The 17,280-nt window shown below is 35.1% G+C and carries 14 protein-coding genes; 13 read left to right on the top strand and 1 reads right to left on the bottom strand.

Features of this window, described 5'->3' with window-relative positions; all coding sequences use genetic code 11:
• The first annotated feature begins 81 nt into the window (after window positions 1-81).
• From BXY75_RS08050 to BXY75_RS08100, 11 genes are all read left to right on the top strand, one after another.
• Window positions 82-831, top strand: a complete 750-nt coding sequence (locus BXY75_RS08050) for a hypothetical protein (protein WP_121907195.1) — start codon at window positions 82-84, stop codon at window positions 829-831.
• A 373-nt stretch (window positions 832-1,204) separates the two neighbouring features.
• Window positions 1,205-1,945 (top strand): YHYH protein, encoded by a 741-nt coding sequence (locus BXY75_RS08055; protein ID WP_121907196.1) that lies wholly within the window; start codon window positions 1,205-1,207, stop codon window positions 1,943-1,945.
• Window positions 1,946-1,948: 3 nt separating this feature from the next.
• Window positions 1,949-2,572 carry a toxin-antitoxin system YwqK family antitoxin gene (locus BXY75_RS08060; RefSeq protein ID WP_121907197.1) on the top strand — a complete coding sequence of 208 codons (624 nt, stop codon included), beginning with the start codon at window positions 1,949-1,951 and terminating at the stop codon, window positions 2,570-2,572.
• Window positions 2,541-3,233 (top strand): SCO family protein, encoded by a 693-nt coding sequence (locus BXY75_RS08065; RefSeq protein ID WP_121907198.1) that lies wholly within the window; start codon window positions 2,541-2,543, stop codon window positions 3,231-3,233. The genes BXY75_RS08060 and BXY75_RS08065 overlap by 32 nt, the downstream gene beginning before the upstream one ends.
• Before the next feature lie 335 nt (window positions 3,234-3,568).
• Entirely contained in the window at window positions 3,569-4,189 is a 621-nt protein-coding gene (locus BXY75_RS08070) for a hypothetical protein (RefSeq protein ID WP_121907199.1), read from the top strand.
• A gap of 512 nt (window positions 4,190-4,701) precedes the next feature.
• Window positions 4,702-5,139 (top strand): hypothetical protein, encoded by a 438-nt coding sequence (locus BXY75_RS08075; protein WP_121907200.1) that lies wholly within the window; start codon window positions 4,702-4,704, stop codon window positions 5,137-5,139.
• A gap of 73 nt (window positions 5,140-5,212) precedes the next feature.
• Window positions 5,213-6,397 carry a TolC family protein gene (locus BXY75_RS08080; protein WP_121907201.1) on the top strand — a complete coding sequence of 395 codons (1,185 nt, stop codon included), beginning with the start codon at window positions 5,213-5,215 and terminating at the stop codon, window positions 6,395-6,397.
• Window positions 6,398-6,463: 66 nt separating this feature from the next.
• On the top strand, window positions 6,464-6,652 hold the full coding sequence (locus BXY75_RS08085) for a hypothetical protein (protein WP_121907391.1): 189 nt from the start codon (window positions 6,464-6,466) through the stop codon (window positions 6,650-6,652).
• 18 nt (window positions 6,653-6,670) lie between these two features.
• Window positions 6,671-8,173, top strand: a complete 1,503-nt coding sequence (locus BXY75_RS08090; protein ID WP_121907202.1) for an efflux RND transporter periplasmic adaptor subunit — start codon at window positions 6,671-6,673, stop codon at window positions 8,171-8,173.
• Window positions 8,174-8,185: 12 nt separating this feature from the next.
• Window positions 8,186-11,266, top strand: coding sequence for an efflux RND transporter permease subunit (locus BXY75_RS08095; RefSeq protein WP_121907203.1), 3,081 nt, complete (start codon window positions 8,186-8,188; stop codon window positions 11,264-11,266).
• Between the two features lie 537 nt (window positions 11,267-11,803).
• Complete coding sequence (locus BXY75_RS08100) at window positions 11,804-12,994, top strand: dipeptidase (protein WP_121907204.1); 1,191 nt, start codon at window positions 11,804-11,806, stop codon at window positions 12,992-12,994.
• A 245-nt stretch (window positions 12,995-13,239) separates the two neighbouring features.
• Here BXY75_RS08100 and BXY75_RS08105 read toward each other — a convergent pair whose 3' ends face one another.
• Window positions 13,240-14,319, bottom strand: a complete 1,080-nt coding sequence (locus BXY75_RS08105) for a pentapeptide repeat-containing protein (protein ID WP_170152868.1) — start codon at window positions 14,317-14,319, stop codon at window positions 13,240-13,242.
• A gap of 343 nt (window positions 14,320-14,662) precedes the next feature.
• On the opposite strand from BXY75_RS08105, the gene BXY75_RS08110 reads away from it, so the two are divergent.
• Together BXY75_RS08110 and BXY75_RS08115 are read left to right on the top strand one after the other, a co-directional pair.
• Window positions 14,663-15,946 (top strand): M20 metallopeptidase family protein, encoded by a 1,284-nt coding sequence (locus BXY75_RS08110; protein ID WP_121907206.1) that lies wholly within the window; start codon window positions 14,663-14,665, stop codon window positions 15,944-15,946.
• Between the two features lie 239 nt (window positions 15,947-16,185).
• Window positions 16,186-17,154 (top strand): NAD(P)-dependent alcohol dehydrogenase, encoded by a 969-nt coding sequence (locus tag BXY75_RS08115; RefSeq protein WP_121907207.1) that lies wholly within the window; start codon window positions 16,186-16,188, stop codon window positions 17,152-17,154.
• The last annotated feature ends 126 nt before the right edge of the window (window positions 17,155-17,280 follow it).

Consider the following 17,280-nt stretch of genomic DNA (forward strand, 5'->3'; position numbering starts at 1 on the left):
TTGTTAGAGAGAAGCTTCGTAAGAAATTACGAAGCTTTGTTTTAAACCGGATTTTTTTGAAAAGTAATAAAAGCACCAAGGATGAGGCTATTAAGAAACATTAGAAGAAAATTAGTTGACTCGGGAAAATTTAAAAGTTACCTGATATATGCATTTGGAGAAATACTATTAATTGTTATCGGGATTTTAATAGCATATAAGATTAGTGATTTAAACGAAATAAGAAAGAATAGAATAGTTGAGATTAAGATCTACGAAAGTCTGTATGAGGAATTGCATACCAACTTAAACGTTTTAGATAGCGCTATCGTTCGATATGGTAATAACTCACTCGCACTGGAGAGTTCACTTTACTACGTCGGTCCAAAATCGGGAAATTTAACGCAAGAAACAAAAGATATAATCGTACAGATAAAATTTAGAAATACGAATTTGAGAAATGAAGCACTGAATTCAATTAATAATACCAACAAATTTGAATTTCTCGAAAACGACTCTTTAAAAGAATTAATTGCAGCATATCCTAATGAAATGAACGTATATAATATTCAGGAAGTAAAGATTATGAATATTGTACAAAATCGATTGCAACCGGTGATTGAAAAACACATTTCATTAATCGATTTACTTCCGAAGGAAAATAAAAAGTATAACCATATCAAGAACTTTGGGCAGCAATCAAATTATTCAGATTTATTAAATAGCAGGGAATATCAGAACAGTGTAATTGATCAATTGTTACAAACTCAAATTCAATTAACATATGCGAAAAAACTTAGGAATAAAACAGAAACACTTGCAATTAAATTAAAGAAGGAATTAAAAGGATAAATTTTTTCCTGTCAGAGTTTATAGAGAAGTTAAATAAAATACTAAATCCGATTATTATGACTAAAAACCCACATAAACAGGAGAAAATGCAGCCTTCTAAAGTTCGATAATTTCTGTTCACCAGACAAGATCCGCTGTTTACTTAAAAGTTTCGGGGATTCGCTGATTGGAAGATTTTGTCATCTAAATCAAGACTACCTTTAACTTATGATTAAAGAAAATTAAGTGTTCACTTTAAAAAAAGAGATTATGAAAATGACAAGATTATTTAATAAAAACTCCCATTTCGTTCCCGCGGGTTCAGACTTGGTTGCAGTTATCGAACTTAAAGCAAAACCCGCACACATATATAATAATCTAAATAAAGAAAAAAATGAAAATTACATTTAAATTCTTATCCTTTACTGTATTCTCATTAGCAGCTTTTATGGCATGTTCAAGTGACGATTCAACGTCTCAAGATGACGATGAGGCAGTAACTGAATTACATGCGGCTTTTGCAGCATTTAATTCCGACGCAACTACTATCTATTTGGATGGATCGAATGTAGTTATTGAAACCACAGGCTTACCAAATCACGAAAGTGTTTATTGGGGTGTAGGTAATGCGCTTTACAGGGATGAACCTACTGTTCAGGTTACGCCAAGTATTATGTCCAGTAATAACAATGCGACTACAATTACTGTAGATGCAACGCCAAATTTAAGTGGAAGTACTGTAGCTACCCAGTTAAATACAATTGGGATTGCGGTGAGTGGTGCCTCAATTTTTAACGATCAGGAAGGTGGAGGGGCCTTGGATCAGGCAGCGGGCAGTTTAGATTGGACGGGAGCACATATTGGCCCTGGAGTGTATCACTATCATTTAGAGCCTAAAGCCTTTACCGATGATGACGAAAATTTGGTAGGTATCTTATTGGATGGTGTTTTTCTCTACGGAAGAAAATGTAACTCCACCGGGACGTATCCAACAGATTTGGATGCTTCAGGAGGGCACACGACTACCACGCAATATACTATAGGTGATGAAGAATACCATTACCATATAATTAATGAATTGTATTCAAACACCGGGTCATATATAGCTTTCGCCGGACCTTACCAAGGATATTAAATTATGAAACCATTTCTTATCATCATACTCGCATTGTTTTTATGCACCAGCTGTTCTGAAGCTTTAACAGATAGAACGGAAGCTGCTACTAATATGGTTGAAGAAGCCATAGTGATTGTAAAATTGGAGGTTTTGAAAGAGGAATTGGTATTAAATCAAACGGAAGGAATATGGTATTACAAGGAGAAAGCTTATAATGGTTTCTCCTTAAAATACCATAACAACGGTACTTTAGCTGAAAAACTAGGGTTCTATAATGGCAAACGGGAAGGTGTGGCTAGAAGATGGTCTGAAAATGGTGTCCTTCGTGAAGAATTCTATTATAAACAAAACCGTATGATAGGGATCTACAAAAGTTGGTGGGAAAATGGCGTATTGGCTTTAGAATCAAAGTATGTCGATGGTAAAATCAACGGCATTGCCAAGGAATGGTATCCGAACGGCCAATTGTCTAAAGAACGTCAGCTCGTCGATGGAAATGAAGACGGTTTGCAAAAAGCCTGGTTGGAAAATGGAAGCCTATACGTTAATTATGAAGCCAAAAACGGACGAATCTTCGGAATGAGAAGAGCTAATTCATGTTATACATTAAAAAATGAAGTTATTAATAGAGATGAAAAAATATAGCCTGTTGTTGATTTTGGTATTGATCTCTTTTACAAGTTGTAAAAATGAGGTCAAAAAGGAGAACCTTGCTATTGTTGAAACCAGCAGAGTGGCTCACCTTCCCTATTACGATGAAGAGTCGTTTACACCTAAGTGGATAACTCCTGGTACTTCGGAAGAAAAAGATTTTCATAAGATCCCCGATTTTGAATTGACAAACCAGTTGGGAGAAATTGTAAATCAAAAAACTTTTGAAAACAAGATCTATGTAACGGATTTCTTCTTTACGATTTGCCCCGGCATTTGTCCGCAAATGACAGATCATATGCACCAGATACAGGAAGAATTTAAGAATGATGATGATGTCCTTTTACTTTCACATTCGGTGATGCCATCGACAGATTCGGTGTCTGTTTTGAGGGAATATGCTAATACCCACGAAGTAATTGACGACAAATGGCATTTGGTAACCGGCGAGAAAACTGAAATCTATAGCCTCGGAAGAGATCAATATTTCGTAGAAAACGATATGGGAGTACCAAAAGACCTAAACGATTTTCTACATACCGAAAACTTCTTGCTCATCGACAAGAACAAGCATATCCGTGGTATTTACAATGGACTAAACCGAGCTTCCATTGCTCAATTAATTACCGATATTAAAGCCCTTAAATTAGAGTAGGCAGGTTTTAGTGGTCAGTAGTAAACGGTCAGTGGTCAGTTTATTGTTTTAAGTTATTAGAGTTCAGTTTTTAGTTTAAAGTTTATATCCCCAGTATCTCGTCTATCGACAGGCAGCTATATTCTTTCTTCTAAATTCTGAATTCTTATCTCACATCTCACATCTCATTTCCTCCTCCTTAAATAATTCTAATTAACTAGATGTTAGAAAGTTGTGGTTTTAAGTGGGCTTATCTCTTTTTTTAGTGTTCTTTCTTCGGAAGGGTTTGATGGGTTATTAGTACTTTTAAGTTTTATAATATGAATTATCATACATTAAACTAGAGCATTGAAACTATGAACAACCCTAAGAGAATTTATTTAATTGCATTATTTACACTTAGTTTACTATTTTTAAATAGTTGCGATAATGACAACGACCCAACCAATAACGTTTGTGAAGACACCTATGTATCAACACTTATTACGAATGCCTTTTCTATGGGTGTATATAGCGATTTTATAAATGTCGACTATGAAATACACGAATATGAAATTCGAATTAATGCTGATGGAGAAATATGTACCATAGGTTATCAAAATCCAGGTCCAGATACTCCTTGGGTTGGATATGCTGGTGCTTACACAATGGAAGTCATTAACAATACAAGCGGAACTTCTTATATAGGATTGCATACATTTTCTCAAACAATGCTAGACTACCAAGCAATTACACCAGTATCTGTAGCAAGTGGGGATATAATTACTGTTAGAAGAATTACTGACGCCCCTAGTATAGGAGGTTTTGAAGCAACTAGAGGTCGTGTATTACAGAAGACTGATGGGAGTCCTATTCCTTATCCTATAACTCAAGGAAATGTAGATTTTCTAGGCTCAACACTTTACTATGAAGGAGGAAGCTCTGTTAGTAATAATAACTTTCAGCCCTACATTGCGCTTGGATTTAAGGTAAATTAAAAACAATAATTAGGTATTATGATATTGATTCCCTTTATTTCCATAAATTCAATTAGTAGATACAACTTTTCGGAATTGAATATCTAAACGGAATAAAAAAAGCACTACCTACAACACCGTAAATCGCTTATAACTAAGAGTACTGTAAACAGTATATTTCTTACAAATTATCATCTATCTTGTAGGTCGGAATAGAACGTAAAGCTTGCCCTTCTTCCCGAGGTATCGGGATCACACGGCTCCAAATAATTTGGAAAAAAGAATTAACTTTGGAGTAGTCGCCGCGTCGAGCCATACGCTGCGCCAAGAGCAACGATTATTATACAAACCCGTTAGGTGTAAGCTGAAAAAAAATCCGAACTAAAAAAGCTCACCACACAAACAGCACATTTATTTTTCCCCTACGCAAAAGCCAACACCTTAAAAAAATAACAGATGTAATTCTCGCCTTTGCCCACAAGAAGAATTTGCATTCGAAAAAACCAAATTATAAATTATTACATTTGTGAACGATGCAAAAACACAATCACATAAAAGCACTTTTCTTTTTAGGTATATTCAGCCTAATGCTTTTTCATCAAGTTTTGCCTCATTTACATCATCAACACGAAGTTGAACACTCACATAAAGCTGTTTCAAATAGTGACAGGTATAGCCATAATCACGATGTTCCAGCAAAAGAAAGTACTAAAAAAGGGCTTTTAGATTTATTTTTGGAAGTACACATACATTCTATAGTTGCTAATGAAATAGTAATAACTCACGAAAGTAATGTAAAACAACTCAATGTTAAACAAGATGTAAAAACATCTGCTTTTTTTAATCGTTATAGCATTTCTATAAATTATGATGATGAATCCGAAAAGATTTCGGTGTATCGTCCACCCAATAAATATTTCAATCCTTATCTTTTTTCCCTCGACTCACGAGGTCCACCATCATTAGGTTAATCGTTAAGGAATACTTTACGACTACGTAAATATTCCATCTTAAAAATTCAGGTTAAACCTAAAATTTCAAACAATGAATAAACACATCGTGTTCGCAATTTGCGGATACCTGTTCTTTATTACTGGTTTTTCACAAACTAAAAGTGTAGAAGAACTGCTAAACGAAATTGAACAGAATAATACAGAGTTAAAAGGCTATCAATCATTTATTGAAAGTCAGCAACTCGAAAACAAGAGCACTAACAATTTGCCCAACCCACAGCTATCTGGATATTATATGCCTTTTGGCGATAATATAACCGGAGATTATACCGAATATGAAATTTCACAATCTTTTGAATTTCCTACGGTATATGGTTCTCGTAACAAGTGGAACGAATCTAAATCGCAACAGTTAGCGTCAGCCTATTCAACAAAAAGACAAGAAGTCTTGCTGCAAGCAAAGAGCATGCTTTTAGAACTCGTTTTTTTACAAAAACAAAAAGCGATTGAAACCAAAAGGAATGCCCAGAGCAAGCAGGTTTTCGAACAAATTCAAGAACTTTTTGACAAAGAGCAAGTAGGTATTTTAGATTTGAACAAGGCGAAAATTGCTTGGATTCAAGAGCAATTTGTAGTTAAACAGCTAGAAAGCGATATCCAGATTCAAATGTCCAAACTCGAAACTTTGAACGGTGGAAATCCTATTGATGGCATTTTATCAGAAATTGTTTTGCCTATTGAGATTGGAACAATTGAAAATCTTTGGCAAGATAAACTGACAAAAGATCCTCAATTGCAGGAATTGAAAACCAATGAAACTGCTTCGCTTCAAAAAATAAAATTAGAAAAAAACAAGGTGTTGCCCAATATAGCTCTTGGCTATAACTATCAAGGAGTCAGCGGAAGTAACTATTCAGGATTTTATGGTGGTATTTCATTACCACTTTGGAGCAGCAAGAATAAGGTAAAAGCTGCCGAAGCAAATTATGAATATCAGCAAACTAACACAAAAGTAATCACTACTTCGATTTATGCAAAATTTCAAGAAATCTATAATCAATACGAATTGATGCTCGAAAAATTCAATGAGTATCAAGCAATAATAGGCAATTTAGATAGTGAACAATTACTGTTTAAGGCGTATCAATTGGGCGAGTATTCTTTTATGGATTATTATTTGGAGCTTCAGTTTTACCGAACTGCATTAGACAAAATGTTGCAAATGGAGATGGAACTACAATTGATTCAAACGCAATTATTAAAACATCAATTATAAATTTTAAAACATACAATTATGAAAATTTCAAAAATAATATTAGCAATTGCAATCACATCAACTTTAATGATAAGTTCTTGTAGAGACACAAAAAAGGAAGCAACGGACGACCACGGTCACGAACACAACGCGGACGGTACACATATGAACGAAGAAAAAGTGGAGCAAGAAGAATTTCAAGTCGAAACCGATTCTATGGAAATGAAAAAAGAAACACACACTCACGATAATGGCAGTGAACACCACAACCACTAAAGATAAAAAAAATTACAGATGAAATATATAATCATAGTGTTGGCCTTTTTGGTAATGTCCTGTAACAACAAGACAGAAGATGCTCACGCACATAATCCTGATGGAACACACGCTGGAGAAGAAATTCCTCGATTAGACCACACCATTTGGACAGATCAAACCGAACTCTTTGTAGAGTTCCCAGCGTTAATTGTAGGTAATTCAAGCAGGTTTGCAGCCCACTTTACGGTATTAGATAAGCACCAACCTATTAGAGAGGGATCGGCTACAGTAAGTTTGATTAAAGAAAATAAAGGTTTACGAAATACTGTCGATGCACCATCATCACCGGGTATATTTTCGCCAACCATTCGACCCAAAGAAGCGGGAACATACCAGCTTGTTTTTGAGTTGAAAACACCAGAATATTCAGATAAAATTACAATTGATGATGTTATTGTTTATGCCAATACCCAAGAAGCTATTAAAGCATTAGGAACTGCGGAAAAAGGTGGAAGCATTTCGTTCTTAAAAGAACAGGCTTGGAAAATCGACTTTCAAACTGCACCTGTAGTTTCAGGTAAAATTTATGATGTTATAAACACCTCTGGTGTTTGGATACCATCACTTGGTTCGGTAAAATCATTGGCAGCAAAATCTAACGGTGTGGTTGATTTTAAAGTGAACAATCTTACAGAAGGTACAGCAGTAAAACAAGGTCAGTTATTGATGAGTTTAAACAGTCAAGGCCTGGCAACTAACAATTTAAGTACGGAAATAGCCAATGCACGTTCCAATTTTGAACAGGCAAAATCTGAATACGAACGCAAAAAGGAGTTATACAATTCTAAAATTATCCCAAAGTCCGATTTCGAAAAAGTAGAAAGCAATTATTCGATAGCAAAATCCAACTATCAATCATTAACATCAGGAGTTTCAGGTGGTAGTAAACAAATTGTTGCGCCTTTTGATGGTTTCATTAAATCTATTACAGTTTCTAATGGCGATTATGTAGAACAAGGTGTTGCATTAGTTTCAATCGGCACACAACAATCCAAAGTATTAAAAACCCAAATAGCACCTAATTACGGACTAACAATGGAGACTGTACAAGGAATATGGTTTCAAACTAAAGACGGAGAATGGAAAAACGTAACTGATGCTGATGGTTCAATTCTTTCTATCGGTAAAGATGTAGAACGAGAAAACCCATTGATTTCTGTTTTTGCTCAAGTAAATGCAGAAATCGATATGCCAGAGGGAAGCTTAACGCCAGTTCAAATAGCAATGGGAGACGCAACGAAAAATACTATGATTCCTGTTAATGCCTTATTAGAAGACTATGGAAGTTATTCTGTTATCGTGCAACTTTCGGGCGAGGGTTTCGAAAGAAGACCTGTGAAAATTGGAAAACGAAATGGAGAAAATGTAGAAATTATACAAGGTTTGGAAGTTGGCGAAGTGGTTGTCACAAAAGGAGCTTACCAAGTTAAAATGGCTTCAATGTCAGGCTCAACACCTGCTCACGGACACGAACATTAAAAACGAAGGGAAATGTTAAACAAAATATTATCAATTTCACTTCAAAATAGATTACTCATTCTATTGGGAGCGGCTGCATTGAGTGTATTGGGCGTGTATTATGCGCGAACAATGAACGTAGATGTATTCCCAGACCTTACAGCACCAACGGTAACTATTCTTACCGAAGCGCACGGAATGGAGTCTGAAGAAGTAGAAAAATTAGTCACCTATCAACTGGAAACGGCCTTAAACGGTTCGCCTAATGTGAGAAGAATTCGTTCTTCATCCGCAGCGGGAGTTTCCATTGTTTGGATAGAATTTGAATGGGGAACCGATATTTATCGGGCACGCCAAATTGTAAGTGAGCGCATCCCAATGGTTCGAGAAAATCTGCCTGAAGGTATCGGCGCACCTACTATGGCACCTATTTCATCCATTATGGGCGAAATAATGCTTTTGGGAGTGACATCCGATAGTTTGTCGCCAATGGAACTTCGAACCCTTTCCGATTGGACAATTAGACCACGTTTAAAAGCAATTGGTGGAATTGCCAATGTGGTGGTCATTGGTGGCGATTACAAGCAATATCAAGTATTTGCGAATCCTGAAAAGATGAAGCATTACGATGTAAGTCTTTCCGAATTGGTAGAACACGTTAAGGAAGCCAACGCTAATGCCCCAGGCGGTGTAATCAATCAATATGGAAATCAGTATATCATTAAAGGTAGCGGTAGAGCTTATGCTTTAGAAGATTTGCAGGAAGCAGTTTTAAAACAAGTCAACGGGCAAACCATAAAAATCAAGGACGTAGCAACAGTTCAAATTGGTGCTGCCGATAAAATTGGCGATGGTTCTTTAAACGCAAAACCAGCAGTCATTTTAACCATTTCAAAACAACCTGATGTCAATACCTTGGAATTGACAGACCGTTTAGATGAAGCGATTGCCGATTTGGAAAAGACCCTACCAAAAGGTGTAAATATCAAAAGTCAAATTTTTAGACAGTCCGATTTTATTGATGCATCCATTAGCAATTTAAATCAAACTTTATTGGAAGGTGCATTTTTTGTAATGATAATTCTGTTCATCTTTTTAATGAATTGGCGTACTACTTTAATTTCATTATTGGCAATTCCTATTTCATTATTGGTGACCATCATCATCTTAAAATGGTTGGGTTATACTATTAATACAATGAGTTTAGGAGGAATGGCAATTGCGATTGGTGCTTTAGTAGATGATGCCATTATTGACGTGGAAAATGTGTATAAACGCTTGCGTGAAAACATAAGAAAACCGAAAGAAGAACGTGAATCAACTATTACTGTTGTACGTGATGCTTCGGTAGAAATAAGAAGTTCTATCATCATTGCAACCTTAATTATTATAGTTTCATTTATTCCATTATTCTTTTTAAGTGGAATGGAAGGTCGATTGTTGCAACCGTTAGGTATTGCTTTTGTAACATCTGTTTTAACATCGTTGATTGTTGCAGTAACCGTGACGCCTATTTTGTGTTCTTATTTATTGAATAACGAAAAATTGTTGAGCAAACAAGCAGAAGGTACAAAAGTGGAACGTTGGTTACAGAAACAGTATGGCAACCTCTTGGAAAGTGCTACTAAAATGCCAAAAACCATTATCGGAACAACTGTTATTGCTTTTATCATAAGTCTTTTTGTATTAACCCAATTAGGAAGAAGTTTTCTGCCAGAATTTAATGAAGGCTCATTGGTAATAAGTGTTGTTGGTCCACCTGCAATGTCTTTAGAGGAAAGTAACAAAACAGGAAAATTAATAGAGACCATTTTATTGGATTTACCTGAAGTTAAAGTTGTTACACGAAGACAAGGTCGTGCCGAATTGGACGAACACGCACAAGGGGTAAATGCTTCGGAAATTGATGTGCCTTTTGTTCTAGAAGATAAAACCAAAGAAGAATTTTTTGAGGAAGTCAGAAATAAATTAAGTATCGCACCAGGCGTAAATATAACTTTGGGTCAGCCCATTGCTCACCGAATTGATCATATGCTTTCGGGGACACGTGCCAATATAGCAATCAAAATTTTTGGTACAGATTTACAGCGTTTGTTTGAAGTGGGTAAAAGCATAGAACAAAACATCAAAAATATTGATGGATTAGCAGATGTCGCAGTAGACCAACAAATTGAAGTACCACAAATTCGTATCAAACCAAAACGCCAAATTCTTTCGGCTTATGGAATGACAGTTGGTAATCTAATGGAGCAAGTAGATATTGCTTTTGCTGGCGAAGAAGCAGGCGAGATTTATGAAGGTCAGCAGTATTTTGATTTGGTAGTTCGCTATGAAAAACCATTTCGAGATAATATTGAAAACATCTCAAATACCTTAATCAGTTTACCAAATGGAGGTCAAACTACTTTAGGCGAATTGGCAATGGTAGCTTCGGTAAGCAGTCCAAATACGATTAATCGAGAAGATGTGCAACGCAAAATCGTTGTAGCTGCTAATGTTCAAGGCAGAGATTTACGAGGTGCAGTAGAAGAAATAAAGGAAGTGGTTGCAAACAATGTGAATATGCCAGAAGGCTATCGGGTACAATATGGCGGACAGTTTGAAAGCGAATCGAAAGCATCACAGTTACTAATGATAACCGCAATTATTGCAATAGTTGTCATTTTTCTGTTACTCTACTACGAATTTAGAGATGTGAAATTGGCTTTTGTAGTGTTAATTAATCTACCATTGGCACTAATTGGTGGAATCTTGATTGTGTATTTTACATCAGGCATCATCAGTATAGCAGCAACCATTGGCTTTATTAGTTTGTTTGGTATCGCTACTCGTAACGGAATCTTATTAGTCTCACGTTATGAAGATTTGAGAAAAGAAGGAATGAAAGGATTTCAGTTAGTAAAAACAGGAGCATTAGACAGATTGAATCCAATACTAATGACAGCCTTTACAACAGGTTTGGCTTTAATACCATTGGCATTGAAAGGAGGAGAACCAGGAAGTGAAATACAAAGTCCAATGGCTGTAGTAATTTTGGGTGGTTTGCTTACAGCTACTATTTTAAATTTGGTTGTAATTCCTTGTGTGTATCAATTGGTTACTAGAAAACACTAGTTTTTGTTACACAATAATATTAAAAAAAGGGCTGTTGAAATTGTTACAACAGCCTTTTTATTAATAACACTTTTATAATAATATAACAACCAACTTAAAAAAACATTTACGATATAATTTAGTTTGACAAAGCCAACGCTAAAAGCCATACACATTTACAATTCGCTCAATGTCAGCTATACCAAAAATTGTAAAAGAGTATTTCTAGACAACGCTCAATCCGAAGGGAAATTAAAACATCGGAATAGAAAATCTGAATTGAGCAAAGCCAGTGGCTAACTACGAATAAGTCATAATGGCTTCTCTCCTACTAGAATTATGTTAGCTACAAATAAATGACTAAATTGGTTCATGGAATATGCCGAACTAGTTTGCCTTTCTTTCCGAAGTATCGGGATCACGTGGCTCCAAATAATTTGAGAAAAAGAATTAACTTCGTAGTGGTCGCCTCTTCAAGCCACACGCTTCGCCAAGAGCCACGATTATTATACAAACCCGTTGGCAATAATTAAAAACTAAACTTCTAAATTTAAGTATATGAGATATTTTATTGTCCTATTAGTTGTTTTATCATCTTGTAAATCTTCGACAGATAAAGAACCTGAACTCAAAACATTTATAGAAATTCATAATGAGGCAATTGTAATTGACACCCACAATGATATCTTGATGAAAACTGTAGACCTAGGAATCATGTTGGATCAAGATTTAACCGGGAAAACACATAGCGATTTGAACCGTTGGAAAAAGGGAGGTTTGGATGTTCAAATATTTTCTGTGTATAGTGATGGAGCTGTTGAAAACCCTTTTGCGTTAGCAAATAGGCAAATGGACAGTCTAGATGTAGCAGTTGCGCGTAACCCAAATAAGATCATTAAAGTTGCCAACTCTGATGCGATTTTAAAAGCTATAAATGAAAATAAAATTGCAGCAATGTTTGGTGTTGAAGGTGGACATATGATTGAAGATGACCTTAATAAATTAGAAACACTCTATAAACGAGGCGCTAGATATTTAACTTTAACTCATAATGTTGCTCCTTCTTGGGCGACTAGCGCTGCAGATGAAACAACAAATCCAAATCTTCCACAAAAAGGCCTAACAGATTTTGGAATGCAGGTTATAAGGAAAATGAATGAATTGGGTATGATGATAGATGTAAGTCACTCTGGCGACCAGACATTTTGGGATGTAATTAAGATTACCAATAAACCTATTATCGCTTCTCACAGTTCGGTTTATAGTCTTGTAGCTAGCCGTCGTAATTTAAAAGATGATCAAATAAAAGCAATTGCTAAAAATGGTGGTGTAATTATGGTGAATTTTCATCCTGGTTTTATTGACAGTAGTTTCGATGGAAAAGAGATGGCCTTTCTTGAAAAGCACGCTATTGAAGGAGATTCTCTCATGAAAAGCAGAATGGACGAATTTTATACGATGGATTATCTGTATAAAAAATATGCAGATGAAGCAGAGCTAATGAGACCGCCATTATCTAAGTTGATTGATCATATAGATTATATTGTTAAACTAGTTGGCGTTGATTACGTTGGTCTAGGATCTGACTTTGACGGAATCGTTCTTACACCGTTGCAATTGGATGATGTAACAACATATCCTTTAATAACGAAAGAATTAGTCGAAAAAGGATACAGTGAGGAAGATATTGTTAAAATTCTTGGAAGCAATTTTTTAAGAGTTTTAAAAGCAAATGAATTGAAAAAATAACTACTGCCAACAACGAATATGCAATCATGGCTTAGTGGGAAATTGAATTGGAATTCCTACTTTTATTCAAAATATGATTCGTCGGAATAATCCGAACTCGCTTGCCCTTCTGAGTCTCACGCAGCTTCGGAGAATTGAGCCGAAACGAGCGATTGATGGCTAAGCTGCTTCAAGCCGCACGCTGCGCCAAGCGCCACGTTTCATTTACAAACCCGTCGGGCATAATTGTCAAAATTAGCTTCTATTCAAATAATTATAATACCATCTTCTACTAATTGCCAATACTGTTGAGGGTTAGATTCTTTGAGTTTATTAAATTTCTTTTTTTGCTCAAGTATTTGTTCTTCGGCTTTCGGTTTTTCATTTACTTTATTTTTCCAATTCTCAACCGAATCTAATATTTCAGATTTAAGATTGTCCAGTAAATGTGCTTTATTATCATAATAAAAAATTGGCAAAACAGAATCAAATCTTTCCCAATGCTCAAACATTGCATAGACCTGTTCATTTTTTAAAAGAATAGGTAAGATTGGGACTGAGGGAAATGAAGGAATAATGATTGATAACTCCTGAGGAATGCTCTTGGCATCGGTAACATCTGCGATCACAAATTTGGACATACTAGCTAATAATTGAACTGTTTCTGTAAGGTCGCGATTCTCAGAAGGTTCGAAATCGAAGATAATTGGTGCCAAATCATTTTTCTTTAATTCTTCTCTCAAAGCATCTAAAATAGACTTCCTTTCTTTATAAAAACGTCCTAGAATTAGTACGGCTTTTGAAGTTACCGTATGTATCACATTTCTTATCTCTTTATTCGTCAATAACAAATAAACAAATTGTGCCATTTTTAAATCGTCAACAGTTACTTGAGCTTCGTGATTTCCTGTAATAACAAGTCCAGATTGATCTGCTGGTGTTCCTTCTAAATTCCATGTTGAGATACCATGAACAAGAGCTTTTTTAAATGAAGCCCCTTCAATCTTGGTCTGAGACAAGAGGGACATTTGTAAATTTGCCTTACTAAGATCAGCTCCTCTTAAATCTGCACGTCCTAAATAAACTCGATATAAATTGGCGCCTGAAAGATTTGTGTTAGTTAAATTTACTCCATTCATGTTAGCCCTATATAGTTGAGCTCCTTTCAAATTTGCCGAGCTAAGATTTACTTCTCTTAAGTTCATTCGACGCATATCAGCATTGTGTAGGTCAGCTCCTGATAAATTTGTTTGGAATAAATCGGCAGATATCAAATCAATTTCTTCATTCGGGTTTTCTGCGCGCCAATTGTTCCAATCCTTTATACTTCCTTTAAGTAAATTCAACTGTTTCTCGTTTGCCATCGTACTTTTTGGTTATTGTTTAAAGTTACTTAAAAAGAAACTGTGTCCAACAATGTATAATTTTCATTGCCGGTTCGGTAATAAAGTTAGAAATTGATCTAATATTTAGCTAAATTGGTTCTCAGACCAATCTGAACACGCTAGCGCTTATTTCCAAAGTATCAAAATCACGTGGCTCCAAATAATTTAGTAAAAAGAACTAACTTTGGAATAGCCGCCACTGCAAGCTAGTCCTGAAGCAGTCAGGCGCTCGCTGCGCCATGTGCCACGATTATTATACAAACCCGTTATGCATAATAAAAAAACACCGAACTAACATCAAAATATGAAATTGAAAAGCCATCTTATATTATTAGTAATGTTATTCAGTATTACAATTGGTTGCAAGACTTCAGACGACAAAATCGTGCACCAAAAAATTGAAAAACACACCAATGCAATATTTGATGGTTTGGTTAAAATTAGAAGAGACTTTCACGAAAATCCAGAACTCGCTGGAAATGAAACAAGAACTTCCAAAATTATTGCAAAGTATTTAACTGATTTAGGTTTGGAGGTAAAGACCGGTATTGCAGGCAATGGAGTTATCGGAATCTTAAAAGGAAAGGAAAATGGCAAAAATATAGCTTGGCGAGCGGATATGGATGCCCTACCAAATGATTTTCCCGACGAAGCATCGTATAAATCTAAAGTTGATGGAGTACAGCACGGTTGTGGCCACGATGTTCACATGGCGATTGGACTTGGAATAGCTGAAGTTCTAGCTAAAAATAAAGATTTATTAAATGGCACTATTTATTTCATATTTCAACCAGAAGAAGAAACTTTTGTTGGCGCGAGGAATATCGTTGCCAACGATGAATTTTTAAAGATGGACCTTGACGAAATATATTCATTACACGTAACTGCCTTACCAGTCGGTCAAATAATGGTTAAACCTAACGAACTTTATGCATACCAAAAAAGAGTTCAAATTACATTGAACGATAAGTTTTCTAAAGAAGATGTAAAAACACTTTACGATGAAATAAGGAGTGAGATTCTACGAAAAAAAGATGGAGCGAATCCTTGGGAAATTCCAAAAGCATTTGATTCCATAATTGGCTTAACAAACCCAAATACTGTTTTCAAAAACTACCTTTTTTTAGAGGAACATTTCGTTATCGAAGAAGAAAACAATCAGCTACAAATAAAGGCATATCTGTATGAAACGAATAAATCCAATCTGCCAAATATTTTACCAAAAATTGAGGAAATAATAGACAATTCAGAATTTAAAGACAAATTTGTCGCCACATCATACATTCAGGAAAATCCAACTGTATTAAACGATGAAAGATTGACAGATAAAGCGACAATGATTCTCAATGAGATTTATGGTAATGAAACTGTAGTAATGGATTATGGTCAAATTCCTTATTTCAATGACGACTTCTTTTACTTTCAACAAAAAGTACCAGGAGTATACTTCCTTTTAGGTGGTTCGAATATTGAAAAAGGAATAAGCGCAATGAATCACGCACCAAATTTCAGAGTTGATGAAGAATGTATAAAAATTGGTGTAAAATCGTTTTCATCATTAATTTTGGAAAGAACCAATATCAAATAAAGCACAAGGCATAACATTGTATATGCAATCATGGCCTAGTGGGAAATTGAATTGAAATTCCTTTCACCCAAAGCTTTAATATCCCACCATAAAGAAGAATTTTGGTAAAAAGAACTAACTTTGAGGTAGTCGTCGTTTCAAGCCCCTCCGAAAAGACAGGCAGGCGCGAGCTGCACCATGAGCCAAGATTATTTTACAAACCCATTAGGCTCCATCAGAAAAAACTGAATAAACGATAAATGAAAGCTTCAATACGTAGGAAATATGGTTCAACAAATCAGATAAGAGTTGAGAATATTGAAAAGCCTATTCAGATTGGTAATGAGATATTAATTAAAGTATATGCTACCACAGTAAATAGAACTGATTGTGCAATCCTAACAGCTCAACCATTTATTATGAGATTTATATTAGGATTATTTAGACCAAGAAAAATTATATTGGGGACAGATTTTGCGGGAGAAGTTGTATCAATAGGCGAAAATGTCAAATCATTTAAGGTTAATGATAAAGTATTTGGTTTTAACGATACAGGTTTAGAATCACAAGCTGAATACATCACATCAACAGAGGAAAATCTATTTCCTATTCCAGAAAATATAAATTATAAGCAAGCTGCTGCAAGCTTAGAAGGTGCTCATTATGCTTATACTTTTATCCACAAAGTGAATATTCAATCTGGACAAAGAATTCTTATTAATGGAGCAACTGGAGGAATAGGTTCAGCGCTCTTACAATTTGTCAAACAGTATGATGTAAAGATAACAGCTACTTGTAATTCAAAAAATATAAAATTAATAAAATCTTTAGGTGCTGATAAGATTTATGATTACACCAAAGAAGATTTTACGAGTGATGAAGATTCATATGACTTTATATTCGATGCTGTGGGAAAAAGCACTTTTGGAAAATGTAAACCTTTATTAAAAGAAAAAGGCATCTATATATCCTCAGAATTGGGACCTTATTCCCAAAATTTATTTTATGCATTCACAACATCAGTTTTAAATAATAAAAAAGTAATCTTTCCTCTACCATATAGCACGCAAAAAACCATACCCTATATTATGGAACTTCTGATAAAAGAAAAGTTTGAACCCGTAATAGATCGAGTATATTTATTAGAAGAAATAGCTTTGGCATACAAATATGTGTTAAGTGGAGAAAAAACAGGAAATGTAATAATTAAGGTCTCAAATTTAAGATAACGAGAGCACAACCACGAATATGCAATTATGGCTTAGTGGGAAATTGAATTATATTTCCTAGTTTTAATCAAAATATGATTCGTCGGAATAAGTTGAACAGGCTTGCCTTTCTTTCCGAAGTATCAG

Origin of the sequence: Ulvibacter antarcticus (assembly GCF_003688405.1) — a bacterium.
Classification (GTDB): Bacteria; Bacteroidota; Bacteroidia; order Flavobacteriales; family Flavobacteriaceae; genus Ulvibacter; species Ulvibacter antarcticus.

Bases quoted from the DNA above. Each gene is read 5' to 3' on its own strand.
- BXY75_RS08050 (WP_121907195.1), top strand. From the start codon at position 82: ATGAGGCTATTAAGAAACATTAGAAGAAAATTAGTTGACTCGGGAAAA.
- BXY75_RS08055 (WP_121907196.1), top strand. From the start codon at position 1,205: ATGAAAATTACATTTAAATTCTTATCCTTTACTGTATTCTCATTAGCA.
- BXY75_RS08060 (WP_121907197.1), top strand. From the start codon at position 1,949: ATGAAACCATTTCTTATCATCATACTCGCATTGTTTTTATGCACCAGC.
- BXY75_RS08065 (WP_121907198.1), top strand. From the start codon at position 2,541: ATGAAGTTATTAATAGAGATGAAAAAATATAGCCTGTTGTTGATTTTG.
- BXY75_RS08070 (WP_121907199.1), top strand. From the start codon at position 3,569: ATGAACAACCCTAAGAGAATTTATTTAATTGCATTATTTACACTTAGT.
- BXY75_RS08075 (WP_121907200.1), top strand. From the start codon at position 4,702: ATGCAAAAACACAATCACATAAAAGCACTTTTCTTTTTAGGTATATTC.
- BXY75_RS08080 (WP_121907201.1), top strand. From the start codon at position 5,213: ATGAATAAACACATCGTGTTCGCAATTTGCGGATACCTGTTCTTTATT.
- BXY75_RS08085 (WP_121907391.1), top strand. From the start codon at position 6,464: ATGATAAGTTCTTGTAGAGACACAAAAAAGGAAGCAACGGACGACCAC.
- BXY75_RS08090 (WP_121907202.1), top strand. From the start codon at position 6,671: ATGAAATATATAATCATAGTGTTGGCCTTTTTGGTAATGTCCTGTAAC.
- BXY75_RS08095 (WP_121907203.1), top strand. From the start codon at position 8,186: ATGTTAAACAAAATATTATCAATTTCACTTCAAAATAGATTACTCATT.
- BXY75_RS08100 (WP_121907204.1), top strand. From the start codon at position 11,804: ATGAGATATTTTATTGTCCTATTAGTTGTTTTATCATCTTGTAAATCT.
- BXY75_RS08110 (WP_121907206.1), top strand. From the start codon at position 14,663: ATGAAATTGAAAAGCCATCTTATATTATTAGTAATGTTATTCAGTATT.
- BXY75_RS08115 (WP_121907207.1), top strand. From the start codon at position 16,186: ATGAAAGCTTCAATACGTAGGAAATATGGTTCAACAAATCAGATAAGA.